At 74.4% G+C, this 14,677-nt stretch carries 14 protein-coding genes and 1 tRNA gene; 12 read left to right on the plus strand and 3 right to left on the minus strand.

The features are described 5' to 3' along the window. Positions 1-84: 84 nt before the first annotated feature. The 4 genes from NFS20_RS02545 (at position 85) to NFS20_RS02560 (ending at position 3,532) form a co-directional block, all read left to right on the plus strand. Positions 85-1,800, plus strand: a complete 1,716-nt coding sequence (locus tag NFS20_RS02545) for a serine/threonine-protein kinase (protein ID WP_251150162.1) — start codon at positions 85-87, stop codon at positions 1,798-1,800. A gap of 72 nt (positions 1,801-1,872) precedes the next feature. Then, positions 1,873-2,451, plus strand: coding sequence for a hypothetical protein (locus tag NFS20_RS02550; protein ID WP_251150163.1), 579 nt, complete (start codon positions 1,873-1,875; stop codon positions 2,449-2,451). Between the two features lie 87 nt (positions 2,452-2,538). Further along, complete coding sequence (locus NFS20_RS02555; protein ID WP_251150164.1) at positions 2,539-3,396, plus strand: DsbA family protein; 858 nt, start codon at positions 2,539-2,541, stop codon at positions 3,394-3,396. Between the two features lie 63 nt (positions 3,397-3,459). Beyond that, a tRNA-Thr gene (locus NFS20_RS02560) sits at positions 3,460-3,532 on the plus strand. A gap of 45 nt (positions 3,533-3,577) precedes the next feature. Here NFS20_RS02560 and NFS20_RS02565 read toward each other — a convergent pair. Then, positions 3,578-4,435, minus strand: a complete 858-nt coding sequence (locus tag NFS20_RS02565; RefSeq protein ID WP_251150165.1) for an SGNH/GDSL hydrolase family protein — start codon at positions 4,433-4,435, stop codon at positions 3,578-3,580. Positions 4,436-4,670: 235 nt separating this feature from the next. After that, positions 4,671-5,372 carry a uracil-DNA glycosylase gene (locus NFS20_RS02570; RefSeq protein WP_285821093.1) on the minus strand — a complete coding sequence of 234 codons (702 nt, stop codon included), beginning with the start codon at positions 5,370-5,372 and terminating at the stop codon, positions 4,671-4,673. Between the two features lie 141 nt (positions 5,373-5,513). Between NFS20_RS02570 and NFS20_RS02575 the strand changes: the two genes are divergently transcribed. The 4 genes from NFS20_RS02575 (at position 5,514) to NFS20_RS02590 (ending at position 8,405) form a co-directional block, all read left to right on the plus strand. Beyond that, positions 5,514-5,831, plus strand: a complete 318-nt coding sequence (locus tag NFS20_RS02575) for a DUF3263 domain-containing protein (RefSeq protein ID WP_251150166.1) — start codon at positions 5,514-5,516, stop codon at positions 5,829-5,831. 72 nt (positions 5,832-5,903) lie between these two features. Next, positions 5,904-6,551 (plus strand): LytR C-terminal domain-containing protein, encoded by a 648-nt coding sequence (locus NFS20_RS02580; protein ID WP_251150167.1) that lies wholly within the window; start codon positions 5,904-5,906, stop codon positions 6,549-6,551. A gap of 102 nt (positions 6,552-6,653) precedes the next feature. Then, a complete protein-coding gene (locus NFS20_RS02585; RefSeq protein WP_251150168.1) occupies positions 6,654-6,857 on the plus strand; it encodes a cold-shock protein in 204 nt (67 codons plus the stop codon). 45 nt (positions 6,858-6,902) lie between these two features. Beyond that, the gene (locus NFS20_RS02590) at positions 6,903-8,405 is read left to right on the plus strand and encodes a phytoene desaturase family protein (RefSeq protein ID WP_251150169.1); all 1,503 of its coding nucleotides are present in this window, start codon (positions 6,903-6,905) and stop codon (positions 8,403-8,405) included. 17 nt (positions 8,406-8,422) lie between these two features. Here the strand turns inward: NFS20_RS02590 and NFS20_RS02595 are convergent, their stop codons facing one another. Continuing rightward, the gene (locus NFS20_RS02595; protein ID WP_251150170.1) at positions 8,423-9,997 is read right to left on the minus strand and encodes a glycoside hydrolase family 15; all 1,575 of its coding nucleotides are present in this window, start codon (positions 9,995-9,997) and stop codon (positions 8,423-8,425) included. A gap of 313 nt (positions 9,998-10,310) precedes the next feature. Between NFS20_RS02595 and groL the strand changes: the two genes are divergently transcribed. From groL to NFS20_RS02615, 4 genes are all read left to right on the plus strand, one after another. Next, positions 10,311-11,936 carry a chaperonin GroEL gene (gene groL / locus NFS20_RS02600; protein WP_251150171.1) on the plus strand — a complete coding sequence of 542 codons (1,626 nt, stop codon included), beginning with the start codon at positions 10,311-10,313 and terminating at the stop codon, positions 11,934-11,936. A 300-nt stretch (positions 11,937-12,236) separates the two neighbouring features. Continuing rightward, on the plus strand, positions 12,237-12,539 hold the full coding sequence (locus tag NFS20_RS02605) for an urease subunit gamma (RefSeq protein WP_251150172.1): 303 nt from the start codon (positions 12,237-12,239) through the stop codon (positions 12,537-12,539). Positions 12,540-12,580: 41 nt separating this feature from the next. Next, positions 12,581-12,955, plus strand: a complete 375-nt coding sequence (ureB, locus tag NFS20_RS02610; protein WP_251150173.1) for an urease subunit beta — start codon at positions 12,581-12,583, stop codon at positions 12,953-12,955. Between the two features lie 3 nt (positions 12,956-12,958). Further along, complete coding sequence (locus tag NFS20_RS02615) at positions 12,959-14,677, plus strand: urease subunit alpha (RefSeq protein WP_251150174.1); 1,719 nt, start codon at positions 12,959-12,961, stop codon at positions 14,675-14,677.

The raw sequence follows: 14,677 nt of genomic DNA on the forward strand, positions 1-14,677 counted from the left end.
GGTAGACGGACGGTCGCGCACGGCGCGGGTCGACACCGAGCGTCCCGGGCCGCCGGACGTCGCGTCTGCGGCTACCTTGTCACCATGGAGGAGTCCACGCAGCGCGTCGCACCGACGGCGGGCGGACGCGGGCCGGCCCCCGGCAGCGAGGTCGGCGGCTACCTCGTCGGCGCGCGCCTCGGCTCGGGCGCCATGGGGACGGTGCACAGCGCGCACGACGGCGGCGGCAACCTCGTCGCGATCAAGTTCCTCCACGCGCACGTCGACGTCGACGCGGCGGCGCAGGGCCGCGAGCGGTTGCGGCGCGAGGCGCTGGCCCTGCAGCGGCTGCGACACCCCGCCGTCGCGCAGATCCTCGACGTCGAGCTCGACGGCCCGGACGCGTTCATCGTCACCGAGCTCGTCGACGGACCGACGCTCGAGGACGAGGTCGCGGACGGCGGCCCGCTCGACGCCTGGGACCTGTACGAGCTCGCGGACCAGCTCGCCGCGGCGCTCGAGGCCGTCCACGCGGCGGGCGTCATCCACCGCGACCTCAAGCCGAGCAACGTCCTCGTGGCGTCGCGCGGTCCCGTGCTCATCGACTTCGGCATCGCGCAGGGTCTCGAGGACGCGCGGGTGACGTCGACCGGACTGGTCATGGGCACGCCCGGCTACCTCGCGCCCGAGCTGCTCGAGGGCGCGGCGCCGAGCGCGGACACCGACTGGTGGGGCTGGGCCGCGCTGCTCGCCTACGCGGCCACGGGCCGGGCCCCGTTCGGCGTGCGGCCGACCGACGTCGTGCTCGCCCGGGCCCGCAGCGGACGACCCGACCTCGCCGGCCTCGGGCCCGTCACCGCACAGGCGCTCGCGGGCGCGCTGCACGCCGACCCCTCCCGGCGTCTCGGCCCGACCGAGGTCGTCGCGGCGCTGCGCCGGGCCGCCGACACGGGCGACGCCCCCACCCAGCTCGTCGGGCCGCCGACCGGCCCGACGCAGGTCGTGGCACCCGCCGCCGCCGTCGCGGGTGCCGCTGCGGGTGCCGCGTGGGCTGCTGCGCCCGCGGTCGTGCCGCCACCCCTGCCCGCGTCCCAGACGCAGGTGAACGACGGCCGTACCGTCGCCGTGCCCGCGGGTGGCCCGGCCGACCCCGACCTGCTCGACGACCTCGGGGCGCCCCCCTCCGACGAGGCCGGCGAGCCGCTGTACGTGCGGCCCGTGCCGGCGTCCCGGCGCACGGCGCTCATGCTCCTCGCGGTGCCCCTCGTCCTCCTGGGGGCGATGTTCCCCGGGCTCGCGTTCGGCGCCCTCACGCTGTTCGTCGTCCTCGCGCGCGTCGTCGGCGTCACCACGGAGTCCCTGCACACGCGCCGTGAGCGGCGTGGCGTCCAGCGCAGCGACACGGCGCGCTCCGTCGCCGCGTCGCCCTGGTACGTCCTCCGCGCGATCCTCGGCGCGCTCCCGTCGCTGCTCGTCGCGGCGTGCGCGGGAGTGCTGGTCGTCGTGGCGGGGTGGTGGCTCCTCGAGGCGGACCGCTGGGTCGTCGTCGAGGGCCCCGACGGCGGCAACCCGCCCGTCGTGACGACCGTCCTGCTCGTGGTCGCGATGCTCGCGGCGGTCGTGCTCGCGTGGGTCGGCCCGCTCACGTACCTCACGCGCTACGGGACGCGCACCGCGCTCGCCCGGGTCGCCCCCGGGCGCACCGGGACTCTCGTCCTCCTCGGCCTCGGGATCGCCCTCACCGTCGTGTGCGTGGTGCTGCTCGCGTCGGACCGCCCCGTCGAGTGGTGGCCGTTCCCGGGCCCGCCGGACCTGCGCTGAACCCCGGGGCGGGTGACCGGCGTCCGGTCGGCACCCAGGCCCGTCCCAGGCGGCGTGTGTAGTCTGGGCGCCGTGCTCCGGACGACGGTCACGCGCGGCCTCCCGCGCGGCGCGACGCGGGCGTCCGTCATGCCCGCGACCGGGCCGTTCCTCGGCCCCGTCGTCCTGCTCCTCACCGTCGCCGCAGCCCTGCTGACGACCCTCGCGGACCGCGGGTTCGCCGTCGTGCACCAGTGCGTGACCGTCCCCGGCGTCTGGGGGATCGCGGGGATGCACCTCGCGCTCGTCCACGAGACGCCCGACTGCCCGTCCGGGACGGCGCTCGGCGGTGACGGCGCCACGATGGTGACCGTGCTGGGCGTGCTCGCCGTGCCCGTCCTGCTGGGCCACGCGGTCGCCGCGCTCGTGGCCTGGGGCGTCTCGGCGCGCGTGCGCCGTGCGCACGCGCGGGCCCGCGAGCTGTCCGCCGGGACACGGCGTGTCCTGGCCGCACTCCTCGCCCGTGTCCTCGGCGCCTCGCAGGGACGGAGGGTCGTCGGGCCGCGTGCCCAGCGGCTGCCGCGGCCCGACGTCGTCCCCGCCGCGCTGCACCACCTCGCCGACGCCGTGGTGCGCACCCGGCGCGGACCCCCCGTGGCCGCCCTCGCCTGACGGCTCCCGCACGCCGAGCCCGACGGCGGCACGCCCCGCCCTCCGTCGTCCCCGCACGACGACCGCACCGCACCCGAAGGACCCACCATGCCCAGCAACGAACCCCAGACCAAGGCCCAGCGCCGCGACGCCGCGCGCGCCGAGGCCCTCGCGCTCCGCGAGGCGCAGGCCAAGCGCGACCGCCGCAACCGGCTCATCACGATCGGCGCGCTCGTCGCCGGTCTGGCCGTCCTCATCGGCGTGTTCCTCTACTTCTTCATCCCCGCGCTGAACGACCAGAACGAGACCATCGACGCCGTCACCGCGGGGAACCTCAGCGAGGTCACGAACCCCGAGAACTCCACCGACGGCGGCATCCCGATGGGGGCCGACGGCGCGGCCGGCACCGACAACGGAGCGGACGCCGTCGAGGTCGCGGTCTACCTCGACTACATGTGCCCCATCTGCGGCGACTTCGAGGAGGCGAACGGCGCGCAGCTCGACGCGCTGCGCGAGTCCGGCGACATCACCGTCGTGCTGCACCCCGTGTCGATCCTCGACCGCTACTCGCAGGGCTCGCAGTTCTCCACGCGTGCGGCGGCTGCCGCCGGCTTCGTCGCCGACCAGGCCCCCGAGGCCATGAACGAGTTCAACAGCATCCTGTTCGCCAACCAGCCCGCCGAGGGCTCCGAGGGCCTGACCGACGAGCAGATCGCGGACCTCGCCGAGCAGGCCGGCGTCCCCGCCGACGTCGCGGCACAGATCGCCGACGGCACGGCCACCGAGGAGTTCGCCGACTGGGCCGCGACGGCCACGAACCTCGTCACCCAGGACGAGTCGCTCGCCAACCCGCAGTCCGGCGGGTTCGGCACACCGACGATCGCGATCGACGGTGAGCGCTGGGACGGCAACTGGTCCGACCCGAGCGCGCTGCCCGCCGCGGTCGAGGCCGCACAGCAGGGCTGACGTCCGACCGGGTCGCGCCGGACGAGCGGGTATCCTGCTCTCTCGTCCGGCGCGAGCCGGTGCGCCGCCTTAGCTCAGCTGGTAGAGCACTCGCCTTGTAAGCGAAAGGTCGTCGGTTCGAACCCGACAGGCGGCTCCGCGCGAGCCCCCGACCTCCACGAGGTCGGGGGCTTCGTCGTCCTCAGCCCTCCGCGAGCGGGACCGGCTGGAGCTCGGGTGCCTTCGGCAGCCTCCCGTCGCCCGACGACGTCCCCGTGAGGCGGCGCTGCACCCACGGCCCGACGTGCGCGCGCACCCACTGCCCGTGCTGCCGCGCGCGGTCGATCGCGGGCGACGGCGGCAGGGGGGTCAGCGGGTCGTCCCAGGCCGCGTCGTCGGGCGCCTGGCCCAGCCCGACGAGCGCCGCCTGCGCGACGCGCCGGTGCCCCTCGGGCGTGAGGTGGATCCGGTCGTCGGACCACATGCGCCAGTCCTGCAGCGCGCGCAGACCCCAGAGGTCCACGACGTACGCGCCCTGCCGCCGCGCGATGGCCCAGATGTGCGCGTTGTAGACCCCGACGCGCGATCGCGTCAGCCCGACGAGCGGCGAGTGCGACGCGTCGAAGCCCGTGCCCATCAGCACGTCGATCCCCGCGGCCCGCAGTCGGGCGACCGCGTGCTCGAGGTTGCGCGCGAGGCGGTCGACGTCGGCGTTCGGACGCAGGATGTCGTTCCCGCCACCGATGACGCTCACGAGGTCCGGCTGCAGGGCGAGGGCCGCGGGCACCTGCTCCGTGAGGATCGACCGGAGCTTGCGGCCGCGGATCGCGAGGTTGGCGTACCGCAGCGGCTCGTCGCCCGCGGCGACACGGCGCACCGCGAGGTGCTGCGCGAGGAGGTCGGCCCAGCCGCGCTGGTGGTCGTCCTGGCCGGGGTACGGGTCCCACAGCCCTTCGCTGAACGAGTCACCGACCGCGACGTAGCTGTTCCAGCGCGGTGGGGCGGTCTCGGGGGCGGGCGTTCCGGCGGACGGGGAGGTCGTCGGGTTCGGCGTCGTCACCCGACCATTCTGCTCCTACCGCTCGCGTGGTCCCGGCAGCTCAAGGGGTCGCGGTGAGGGGCAGTTCCGCGGTGGTTCCCGGGACGCGCGCGCGGTCTACCATCCGCCGCTCGTTCCTCGCGGCTCCCGCCAGACCCACCACGACCGCGCGCGCGTCCCGTCCACCACCGCTCGTCCGTCGCCTCGCCACGACCTGCGGTACGGCCAAGACCCAGGACTCTCGCGGTCCAGGCCCCTAGGTGGTCGGCAGGTGCCAGTCGACGGGGGCGGCGCCTTGCGCGACGAGGAGCTCGTTGACGCGCGAGAACGGGCGGGAGCCGAAGAAGCCGCGGCGGGCCGAGAGCGGACTCGGGTGCGCGCTGGCGACGACGGGGGTGTCGCCGAGCATCGGGCGCAGCGTCGCGGCGTCGCGGCCCCAGAGGATCGCGACCAGGGGGGCGTCGCGCGCGACGAGCGCCCGGATCGCGGCCTCGGTGAAGGCCTCCCAGCCCTGGCCGCGGTGCGATCCCGGCTCGCCGGGACGCACGGTCAGGACCCTGTTGAGCAGCATGACGCCCTGGTCGCTCCACGCCGACAGGTCGCCCGTCGCGGGGGTCGGGGCCCCGACGTCGTCCGCGAGCTCCGCGAAGATGTTCTGCAGGGAGCGCGGCACGGGGCGCACGTGGGGCTGCACCGAGAAGGACAGGCCCATCGGGTGGCCGGGCGTGGGGTACGGGTCCTGCCCGACGACGAGCACGCGCACCTCCGCGAGCGGGCGCGAGAACGCGTTGAGGATGGCCGACGGCGCGGGCAGGTACTCGCGGCCGGCGGCGACCTCCGCACGGAGGAAGTCGCCCGTCGCGTGCAGCTGCGCCTCGAGGGGCGCGAGCGCCTCGGCCCAGTCGGGAGCCATGACGCTCGCGAGCGGGGGACGGGTCGTTCCGGGTGCGCTCTCCACGAGCACCGAGCGTAGCCCGCGCCCGGCGAGGACGAATGACACCGGTGTGGTTCGCTGCGTACCCTGGGGACGGTCCGACGGTCGCGACGCGATCGGGGCGGACGGTTTCGGTGACGAGAACGTGCACGACGGGAGGGAACCATGAGCGAGGCGGCACACGTCCTCGAGGGGCCCGGCGCGACCGCGCCCGACGGCAGCGACGACGCGGCGTCGGGACTGAGCGCGCGCGACCGGGAGATCCTCGACTTCGAGCGGCAGTGGTGGAAGTACGCGGGCGCCAAGGAGCAGGCGGTGCGCGAGCTGTTCGACCTGTCCGCCACCCGGTACTACCAGGTGCTCAACGCGCTCATCGACTCGCCGGCCGCGCTCGCGCACGACCCGATGCTCGTGAAGCGCCTGCGGCGCATGCGGTCCACGCGCCAGCGCGCCCGGACCGCGCGCCGTCTCGAAGGTCTCTGAGGCGGGGCGAGCCGTGGAGAACCGGCGAACCGGACGTTTAGCCATCGGCCTCGACCGGGCTACCCTGTCGCCGTGACGAAGAGCCGCTACCCCTACGCGCCCGACGAGTTCGACGCTCCCGCGCCGCAGGGTGCGCCCGTCGGCGTGCACCGCTCACCCCGCACCCGGTGGAGCAAGACCTGGCCGTTCCTCCTCGTGGCCGTGGTCTTCGCCGGGCTCGCGTACGGCGGCTTCACGCTGCTGTCGGACGGGAACGGCGAGGCGCCGCCCCAGGCGGAGTCCACCGATCCCGCCGGGGAGTCCACGGAGACGCCGGGCGACGGCGAGACCGAGGCGCCCGCCGAGACGGAGGAGCCCCCGGCCGAGACCGAGGAGCCCCCGGTCGAGGAGACCCCGGCCGCTCCGGACATCGACGGTCTCATGGCGGTCGCCGACCCGAGCGCGCTCGTCCGCGTGATGAACGACGGCGGTCCGACCGGCTCCGCGGGGACCGGCAAGGACGCCCTCGACGGGCGCGGCTTCACGAACACCACCGCCGAGGACTTCCCCGGAGAGTCGGGCGCGACGGGCAACGTGGTCTGGTACACCGAGAACCGCAGCGACACGGCGGCCGCCGTGGCGGCCATCCTCGGCATCCCCGCGGAGCAGGTGACCCAGGAGACGCTGCGTTCCGGCGACGTCATGGTCGTCATCACGACCGAGCTCACGCCCGCGGGCTGACCGGGCCCGCGTTCTCCTTCCGCCGGCCCGCCGTCGCCGCTAGGCTCGCCGTACCACGAGGCGGCGGTCGCCCCGTGGGTGACGACGCACGAGGAGATCTCGATGGCTCAGGGCACCGTGAAGTGGTTCAACGCCGAGAAGGGCTACGGGTTCATCACCCCGGCCAGCGGTGGTCAGGACCTGTTCGTCCACTTCAGCGCCATCCAGTCCGACGGCTACCGCTCCCTCGAGGAGGGGCAGCAGGTCGAGTTCGAGCTCGGCCAGGGCACGAAGGGACCGCAGGCCGAGGCGGTGCGGCCGCTCTGACCGTGCTGACGACGGTGCGGCCGAGGGACTGAGCAGGCGGGCGCGGTGGAGAACCTCGACGCGGTCGTCGTGGGCTCGGGCCCGAACGGTCTCGCGGCAGCGGTGACGCTCGCCCGTGCCGGGCTGACGGTCCGCGTGCTGGAGGCGCAGCCGACGGTCGGCGGCGGTGCGCGGACGCTCGACCTGGGCCTGGCCGACGGGGTCGTCCACGACGTGTGCTCGGCCGTCCACCCCATGGCCTGGGCGTCGCCCTTCTTCGAGGCGTTCGACCTCGGCGGGCGCGGGGTCGACCTCCTCGTCCCGGAGGTCTCGTACGCCCAGCCGCTCGACGGCGGTCGGGCCGGCATCGCCTACCGCGACCTCGACCGCACGGCCGAGCGGCTCGGCGGTCCCGACGGCGCGGCCTGGCGTGCGCTGCTCGGGCCCCTCGCGCACGGGTGGCGGGACGTCGTCGCGCTCGCGCTGAGCGACAAGCGCTCGGTGCCGGCCCGCGTGCTGCGGCCGAAGGGCGCCGCTGTCGCGGCCCGGTTCGGCGCGGCGGTGCTCGAGCAGGGCAGCCGTGCATGGGACCGTCGCTTCTCGACCGAGGAGGCCGCGGCGCTGCTCACGGGCGTCGCCGCGCACGCCATCACCCCGCTGCCCTCGCTCGCCGGTGCCGGGACCGCGCTGCTCCTCGCGGGGCTCGGCCACGCCCCGGGCGGCTGGCCGATCCCGCGCGGCGGGTCCGGTGCGATCGTCGCGGCGCTCGTCGAGGACCTGCGCGCGCACGGGGGTGACGTCGTGACCGGTCACCGGGTGGCGTCCCGCGCCGACCTGCCCCGGGCCCGGGCCTACGTGTTCGACACCGTGCCGCGCGTCGTCGCGGACGTCTTCGCCGACCGACTGAACCCGCATGCCGCGGCCTCGTTGCGGCGGTTCCGGCACGGCGACGCCGCGGCGAAGGTCGACCTCGTGCTCTCGGGGCCGGTCCCGTGGGCGGACGCGGAGGTCGGCCGGGCGGGCACGGTGCACGTCGGGGGATCGCGCGCCGACATGGCTTTCGCCGAGTCGGAGGTCGCGGCCGGCCGCCACGCGGAGCGCCCGATGCTGCTCGTGAGCGACCCGACCGTCGTCGACCCCGGGCGCGGGGCCGGCGGGCTCCGGCCGCTGTGGACGTACGCGCACGTGCCCGCCGGGTCGACGCGCGACGTCACGGAGGACGTCGTGGCCCAGATCGAGCGCTTCGCCCCGGGTTTCCGCGACGTGGTCGTGGCGTCGCGCTGCGTACCGGCCGCGGAGATGAGCCGGCACGACGAGAGCTACGTCGACGGCGACATCGCGGGCGGCGCGGTGACGATGTGGCAGATGGTCGCGCGCCCCAGCCTCCGCCCGGACCCGTACGCGGTCGGGCTGGAGGGCGTGTACCTCTGCTCCGCGTCGACGCCGCCCGGACCGGGCGTGCACGGCCTCGGCGGCTGGTACGCCGCGCGCCGGGTGCTGCGCCGCGAGTTCGACGTGCGCGACGCCCCGGACCTCGCGCCGCGGGAGGACCGCAGTCCGGCGACGTAGTGCCGCAGCTCAGCGAGTCAGCCAGCGGCGTCGAGCTCGACGAGTGCGAGGACGACGAGCGCGGAGCTCCACGACAACGGTGCGACCGCCGCGGGGGACCCGTCGGCCAGCACCTTCTCCGGGATCGCGCCGGACGCCGTGCGGTGCTCGTCGACCCAGCGCAGCCACTCGCGGGCGTCCGCACGGTCCTCGGCGTCGGACGACGACGCGGCGGTCAGGGCGTAGAGCGACGTCTGCGGCGTCCACGAGATGCCGTCCTCGCGCCACCCCGCACCGGGGGCGAGCCCACCGGCCGGCCGCAGCATCTCGGTGACCGAGGCCTGCCAGGCCTGTTGCGCGCCGTCGAGCGGCTCCGGCTGGAACGGCGGGAGGACGAACGCCGTCGAGGCGTCCCGTGGGCCACCGGTGACGTGCCGCGGGTACCCCTGGCTGCCGAACGCGTCCTCGACGGCGGTACGCAGACGCTCCGCGGCGCGCGACGTCTGCACCACGCGGGTCCACGGGCCCGCCGTGGCGCTCGCGTCGAGCACGACCTCCGCCGTGCTGCCTGCCGTGCTCTCGGCCGTGCCGGCTGCCTCCGCCGTCGTCGCCGGCCGGGGGACCCTGCCGAGTCCCGCGCCGTACACCGTCGCGCGGCGCGGGTGCTCGAGCGTCGCCGCGGTCCGGTAGAAGTCGGACGCCGCCTCGAGGCCCGCGAGGAGAGGCCCTGCGGTGCCGAGCGTGAGCGACGTCGGCTCGACCTCCCAGTAGTCGCTCGACGCCGGCGGCAGCGCGCCGGCTCCGGCGACGAGCGACAGCGCGTGGGCGGTGGACGCGTCGACGAGGGGACGCAGGCGGGCGACGACGTCGGCCCGGTCCGCCTCGGGAGCCTCGGCGACCACGACGGCCGCCGCCCACAGCGCCCAGCCGGTCCCGTCGGACTGGAGCCCGCGGTCGTCGGGGACGCCGGTGCCGTCCGGCAGGTACCGCGCGTGGAAGGACCCGTCCTCCTCCTGCACCTGGCCCAGGAACCCGAGCACGTCGAGGGCCTCGTCGACGTGACCCGTGCGGGCGAGCGCCGCCGCGGTGAACGACGCGTCGCGTGGCCACACGTACCGCCACTTGGGCGAGGGCGCGGCGAGCGACGCCCCGTTGTCGAGCACGAGGGCACGCAGGTCGAGCAGCGCGTCCTCGCCCAGGTCCGCGTACGGCCCGCCCGCCCCGGGGACCGTGCCTGCTGCGAGCCAGGCGCGCGAGGCGGCGGCGGCGTCGGCCGCGGCGGACGCGTCGAGGAGTGCGGCGGCGTCGATGGGTGCGCCCGCGACCTGCGCGAGGCGGTTCGCCTCGCCGTCGGCGGGGTCGACCCCCGCGGCGAGCACGGCGGCGTCCAGGCTCGCCGGGTCGAGGACGCGGCTCCCCTCGAGATAGGTCGCGGCGGTCCCGGACGGCAGGCGCAGGAGCGCGCCGGAGGTGACGGCGACACCGTCCTGGTAGAGGTCGATGTGCTCGCCCACCGGTTCGGCGGAGGCGGTCGCCGCGCTGAGCCCCAGGCTCGGGACCAGCACGAAGCCGGCCACCGCACCGAGGCGCCACGTCGCTGTTGCGCGGATCACACCGCGCATCCTAGGGGAGCGCGACCACGGCGGGGACCGGGCGCCGGATTCCGCCCGGCGCGATACCGCGAGGACGGGGGCGGCACTGTCTTGCACTCGCAGGGTGAGAGTGCCAATAATGGCGTTAGCACTCTCCTCGTGAGAGTGACAGAAGTGACCAGCGCAGGCAGCCGTCCAGGCGGGTGCCGCGCAACAACACCAGGTCGACAGGTGAGGCCCGCCCCGGCGGCGTGACATGAACGCCGCCCGACGCGGGTCGTCCGTCGCGGGCGCCCGCCGACCGCCGAAAGCCACCAGCGGAGGATCATTCCCCATGGCAAAGATCATCGCCTTCAACGAGGAGGCCCGTCGCGGGATGGAGCGCGGGCTCAACGTCCTCGCCGACACCGTGAAGGTCACCCTCGGCCCCAAGGGCCGCAACGTCGTGCTCGACAAGAAGTGGGGCGCGCCGACGATCACGAACGACGGCGTCTCCATCGCCAAGGAGATCGAGCTCGAGGACCCGTACGAGAAGATCGGTGCGGAGCTCGTCAAGGAGGTCGCCAAGAAGACGGACGACGTCGCGGGTGACGGCACCACCACCGCGACTGTGCTCGCCCAGGCGCTCGTGCGCGAGGGTCTGCGCAACGTCGCCGCCGGCTCGAACCCGATCGCTCTCAAGCGCGGCATCGAGAAGGCCGTCGACGCGGTGACCGAGCAGCTGCTCAACGCCGCCAAGGAGATCGAGACCAAGGAGGAGATCGCCGCCACGGCCGCCATCTCCGCCGGCGACCCCGCGATCGGCGAGCTCATCGCCGAGGCCCTCGACAAGGTGGGCAAGGAGGGCGTCATCACGGTCGAGGAGTCGAACACGTTCGGCCTCGAGCTCGAGCTCACCGAGGGCATGCGCTTCGACAAGGGCTTCCTCGCGCGCTACTTCGAGACGGACCCCGAGCGCCAGGAGGCCGTGCTCGAGGACCCGTACGTCCTCATCGTCGAGTCCAAGATCTCGAACGTGAAGGACCTGCTCCCCGTCCTCGACCAGGTCATGAAGCAGGGGCGCTCGCTCCTCATCATCGCCGAGGACGTCGAGGGCGAGGCCCTCGCGACGCTGGTGCTCAACAAGATCCGTGGCACGTTCAAGTCCGTCGCCGTCAAGGCCCCGGGCTTCGGCGACCGCCGCAAGGCCATGCTCCAGGACATCGCGATCCTCACCGGCGGCCAGGTCATCACCGAGACGGTGGGCCTCAAGCTCGAGAACGCGACGCTGGACCTGCTCGGCCAGGCGCGCAAGGTCGTCGTCACCAAGGACGAGACCACGATCGTCGAGGGTGCGGGCGACGCCGACCTCATCGCGGGTCGCGTGAACCAGATCCGTGGCGAGATCGAGAAGTCGGACTCCGACTACGACCGCGAGAAGCTCCAGGAGCGTCTCGCGAAGCTCGCGGGCGGCGTGGCGGTCATCAAGGCCGGCGCGGCGACCGAGGTCGAGCTCAAGGAGCGCAAGCACCGCATCGAGGACGCCGTGCGCAACGCGAAGGCTGCCGTCGAGGAGGGCATCGTCGCCGGTGGTGGCGTCGCGCTCATCCAGGCCGGTGCCGTGGCGTTCGAGAAGCTCGAGCTCGAGGGTGACGAGGCGACCGGTGCCGCGATCGTGCGCGCCGCGATCGACGCCCCGCTCAAGCAGATCGCGATCAACGCCGGTCTCGAGGGCGGCGTCGTGGCCGAGAAGGTCCGCAACCTCCCGTCGGGTCACGGCCTCAACGCCGCGACCGGTGTCTACGAGGACCTCCTCGCCGCCGGCGTGAACGACCCGGTCAAGGTCACGCGCTCCGCGCTGCAGAACGCCGCCTCCATCGCGGCGCTCTTCCTCACGACCGAGGCCGTCGTGGCGGACAAGCCGGAGAAGAACGCGCCGGCGCCGGGTGGCGACGGCGGCATGGGCGGCATGGACTTCTGATCCACGCCTGACCCGTCCGGCCCGTCCGGACGCACCAGCAGCACCGAAGGCCGTCGGCCGGGTTCGCCCGGTCGGCGGCCTTCGTCGTGCCGTCCCTGCGCCGAGCCCGGGGTTGCGGGCCGATGCTGGCCGCTGGTGGCGCACAACCCGGGGTTCGGCGGCATCCTGGGAGCGTGGTGGCCGCGTGTGGCCCGCGAAGGCTCGGTCCCGGCACGTGGACGACGCCGTCAAGGGTGCGGTACACACGCGTATAACGCCGCGTATACACATCGGACACATGCGACGGGCAGGATCACCGCCATGCACCTGACACCTGGTGACACCGAGAAGCTGCTGCTCGCCGTCGCGGGCATGGTCGCCCGCGACCGGCGCGAGCGCGGCGTGCTCCTCAACTATCCCGAGACGGTCGCGCTCCTCACCACGTGGGTGATCGAGCGGGCGCGCGAAGGCGTGAGCGTCGCCGAGCTCATGGTCTCCGGCCGCGAGGTCCTGGGCCGCGACGAGGTCATGGAGGGCGTCGCCGAGATGCTCCCCGACGTGCAGGTCGAGGCGACGTTCCCCGATGGTCGCAAGCTCGTCACCATCCACCAGCCGATCGCCTGACCGGCGACCCGTACGACCAGCAGCGCAGGACGGAGCCGACGATGGCGGGTATCAGCACGAGCGGGCCGGGCGCGATCCGGCTCAAGCAGGGCGCGGAGGACGTCCCGGTCGTCCTCAACGCCGACCGCACCGACGACGAGCGGATCACGCTCGTGGTGACGAACACCGGGGACCGGCCCGTGCAGATCGGGTCGCACCTGCACCTGCCTGACGCCAACGCCGCGCTCGACCTCGACAGGACCGCAGCGCACGGCTTCCGGCTCGACGTCCCGTCGGGAACGTCCCGCCGGTTCGAGCCGGGCGCGTCCGCCGAGGTCGAGGCCGTCGCTCTCCGCGGCCGACGCCGCGTGCCCGGCCTCCAGCGCGGCAAGCCCGACGGCGGTCGGCTCGACACCACGACGACCCCGGAGGACTGAGCGATGGTCGCGATCTCGCGCGAGCGCTACGTGGCGCTCTACGGGCCCACGAAGGGCGACCAGGTGCGCCTGGGCGACACCGACCTCTGGATCGAGGTCGAGGAGGACCGAACGTTCGGCGGCGAGGAGGTCGTCTTCGGCGGCGGCAAGTCGATCCGCGAGTCGATGGCGCAGGGGTCGACTACCCGTGCCGAGGGCGCGCTCGACACCGTGATCACCAACGCCGTCGTGCTCGACTGGTGGGGGATCGTCAAGGCGGACGTCGGGATCCGCGACGGCAGGATCGTCGCGCTCGGCCGGGCCGGCAACCCCGACGTCGCGGACGGCGTGCACCCGGACCTGCACATCGGGCCGTCCACCGACGTCGTCTCGGGCGAGGGAAAGATCCTCACCGCGGGCGGGATCGACTCGCACGTGCACCTCATCTCGCCGTCGCAGATCCACGAGGCGCTCGCCACGGGCATCACGACGGTCGCGGGGGGCGGTACCGGGCCCAGCGAGGGCACGAAGGCGACGACCGTCACGCCGGGTGCGTGGCACCTCGAGGCGATCCACCGCTCGCTCGACCGGCTGCCCGTCAACGTGCTCCTGCTCGGCAAGGGCAACACCGTGAGCGCCGAAGGGCTGCGCGAGCAGGCGATGGCGGGCGCAGGCGGCTACAAGGTGCACGAGGACTGGGGCTCGACGCCCGCCGCGATCGACGCGGCGCTGCGCGCGGCCGAGGACTGGGGACTGCAGGTCGCGCTGCACTCGGACTCGCTCAACGAGGCCGGGTACGTCGACTCGACGCTGCGCGCGATCGGCGGCCGGTCGATCCACGCGTTCCACGCCGAGGGCGCGGGCGGCGGGCACGCACCCGACATCCTCACGGTGGCGAGCCACCCGAACGTCATCCCGGGGTCGACCAACCCCACGCTGCCGCACACCGTGAACACCGTGGCCGAGCACCTCGACATGCTCATGGTGTGCCACCACCTCAACCCCGCCGTCCCGGAGGACCTCGCGTTCGCCGAGTCGCGCATCCGCGGCACGACGATCGCCGCCGAGGACGTGCTGCACGACCTCGGGGCGATCTCCATCACGTCGTCGGACGCGCAGGCGATGGGCCGTATCGGCGAGGTCGTGACGCGCACGTGGCAGGTCGCGCACGTCATGAAGGCCCGCCGCGGCGCCGATCCGGGCGGCGGCCGAGGCCCCGCGCTGCCGGCCGACAACCTGCGCGCGCGCCGCTATGTCGCGAAGTACACGATCAACCCGGCCGTCGCGCACGGCATCGACGGCTACGTCGGCTCCGTCGAGCCGGGCAAGGCGGCAGACCTCGTCCTGTGGGAGCCCAAGCTGTTCGGCGTCCGGCCGAGCGTCGTCATGAAGGGCGGCGCGCTCGTGTGGGGCGCGCTCGGAGACCCGAACGCGTCGATCCCGTCGCCCCAGCCCGTGCTCATGCGCCCGGCGCTCGCGGACGCGATCGGCGCGGACGTGTCGATGTCGTTCGTGTCGCCCGCCGCGCTGGACGACGGTCTCGAGGAACGGCTCGGTCTCGCGCGCCAGCTCCTGCCCGTCGCCGACACGCGCGGTGTCGGCAAGGCCCAGATGAGGCTCAACGACTACCTGCCGCAGATCCAGATCGACCCGGAGACGTTCGCGATCGAGGTCGACGGCGAGCTCGTCGTCCCCGCGCCCGCCGAGCGGCTGCCCCTCGCGCAGCTCTACTCGCTGTTCTGA

The organism is Cellulosimicrobium sp. Marseille-Q4280 (assembly GCF_943181405.1).
Lineage (GTDB): Bacteria > Actinomycetota > Actinomycetes > Actinomycetales > Cellulomonadaceae > Cellulosimicrobium.

Excerpts from the sequence above, each read along its gene's own strand:
- NFS20_RS02545 (WP_251150162.1), top strand. The coding sequence starts at position 85 with ATGGAGGAGTCCACGCAGCGCGTCGCACCGACGGCGGGCGGACGCGGG.
- NFS20_RS02555 (WP_251150164.1), top strand. The coding sequence starts at position 2,539 with ATGCCCAGCAACGAACCCCAGACCAAGGCCCAGCGCCGCGACGCCGCG.
- NFS20_RS02575 (WP_251150166.1), top strand. The coding sequence starts at position 5,514 with ATGAGCGAGGCGGCACACGTCCTCGAGGGGCCCGGCGCGACCGCGCCC.
- NFS20_RS02585 (WP_251150168.1), top strand. The coding sequence starts at position 6,654 with ATGGCTCAGGGCACCGTGAAGTGGTTCAACGCCGAGAAGGGCTACGGG.
- groL (WP_251150171.1), top strand. The coding sequence starts at position 10,311 with ATGGCAAAGATCATCGCCTTCAACGAGGAGGCCCGTCGCGGGATGGAG.
- NFS20_RS02605 (WP_251150172.1), top strand. The coding sequence starts at position 12,237 with ATGCACCTGACACCTGGTGACACCGAGAAGCTGCTGCTCGCCGTCGCG.
- ureB (WP_251150173.1), top strand. The coding sequence starts at position 12,581 with ATGGCGGGTATCAGCACGAGCGGGCCGGGCGCGATCCGGCTCAAGCAG.
- NFS20_RS02615 (WP_251150174.1), top strand. The coding sequence starts at position 12,959 with ATGGTCGCGATCTCGCGCGAGCGCTACGTGGCGCTCTACGGGCCCACG.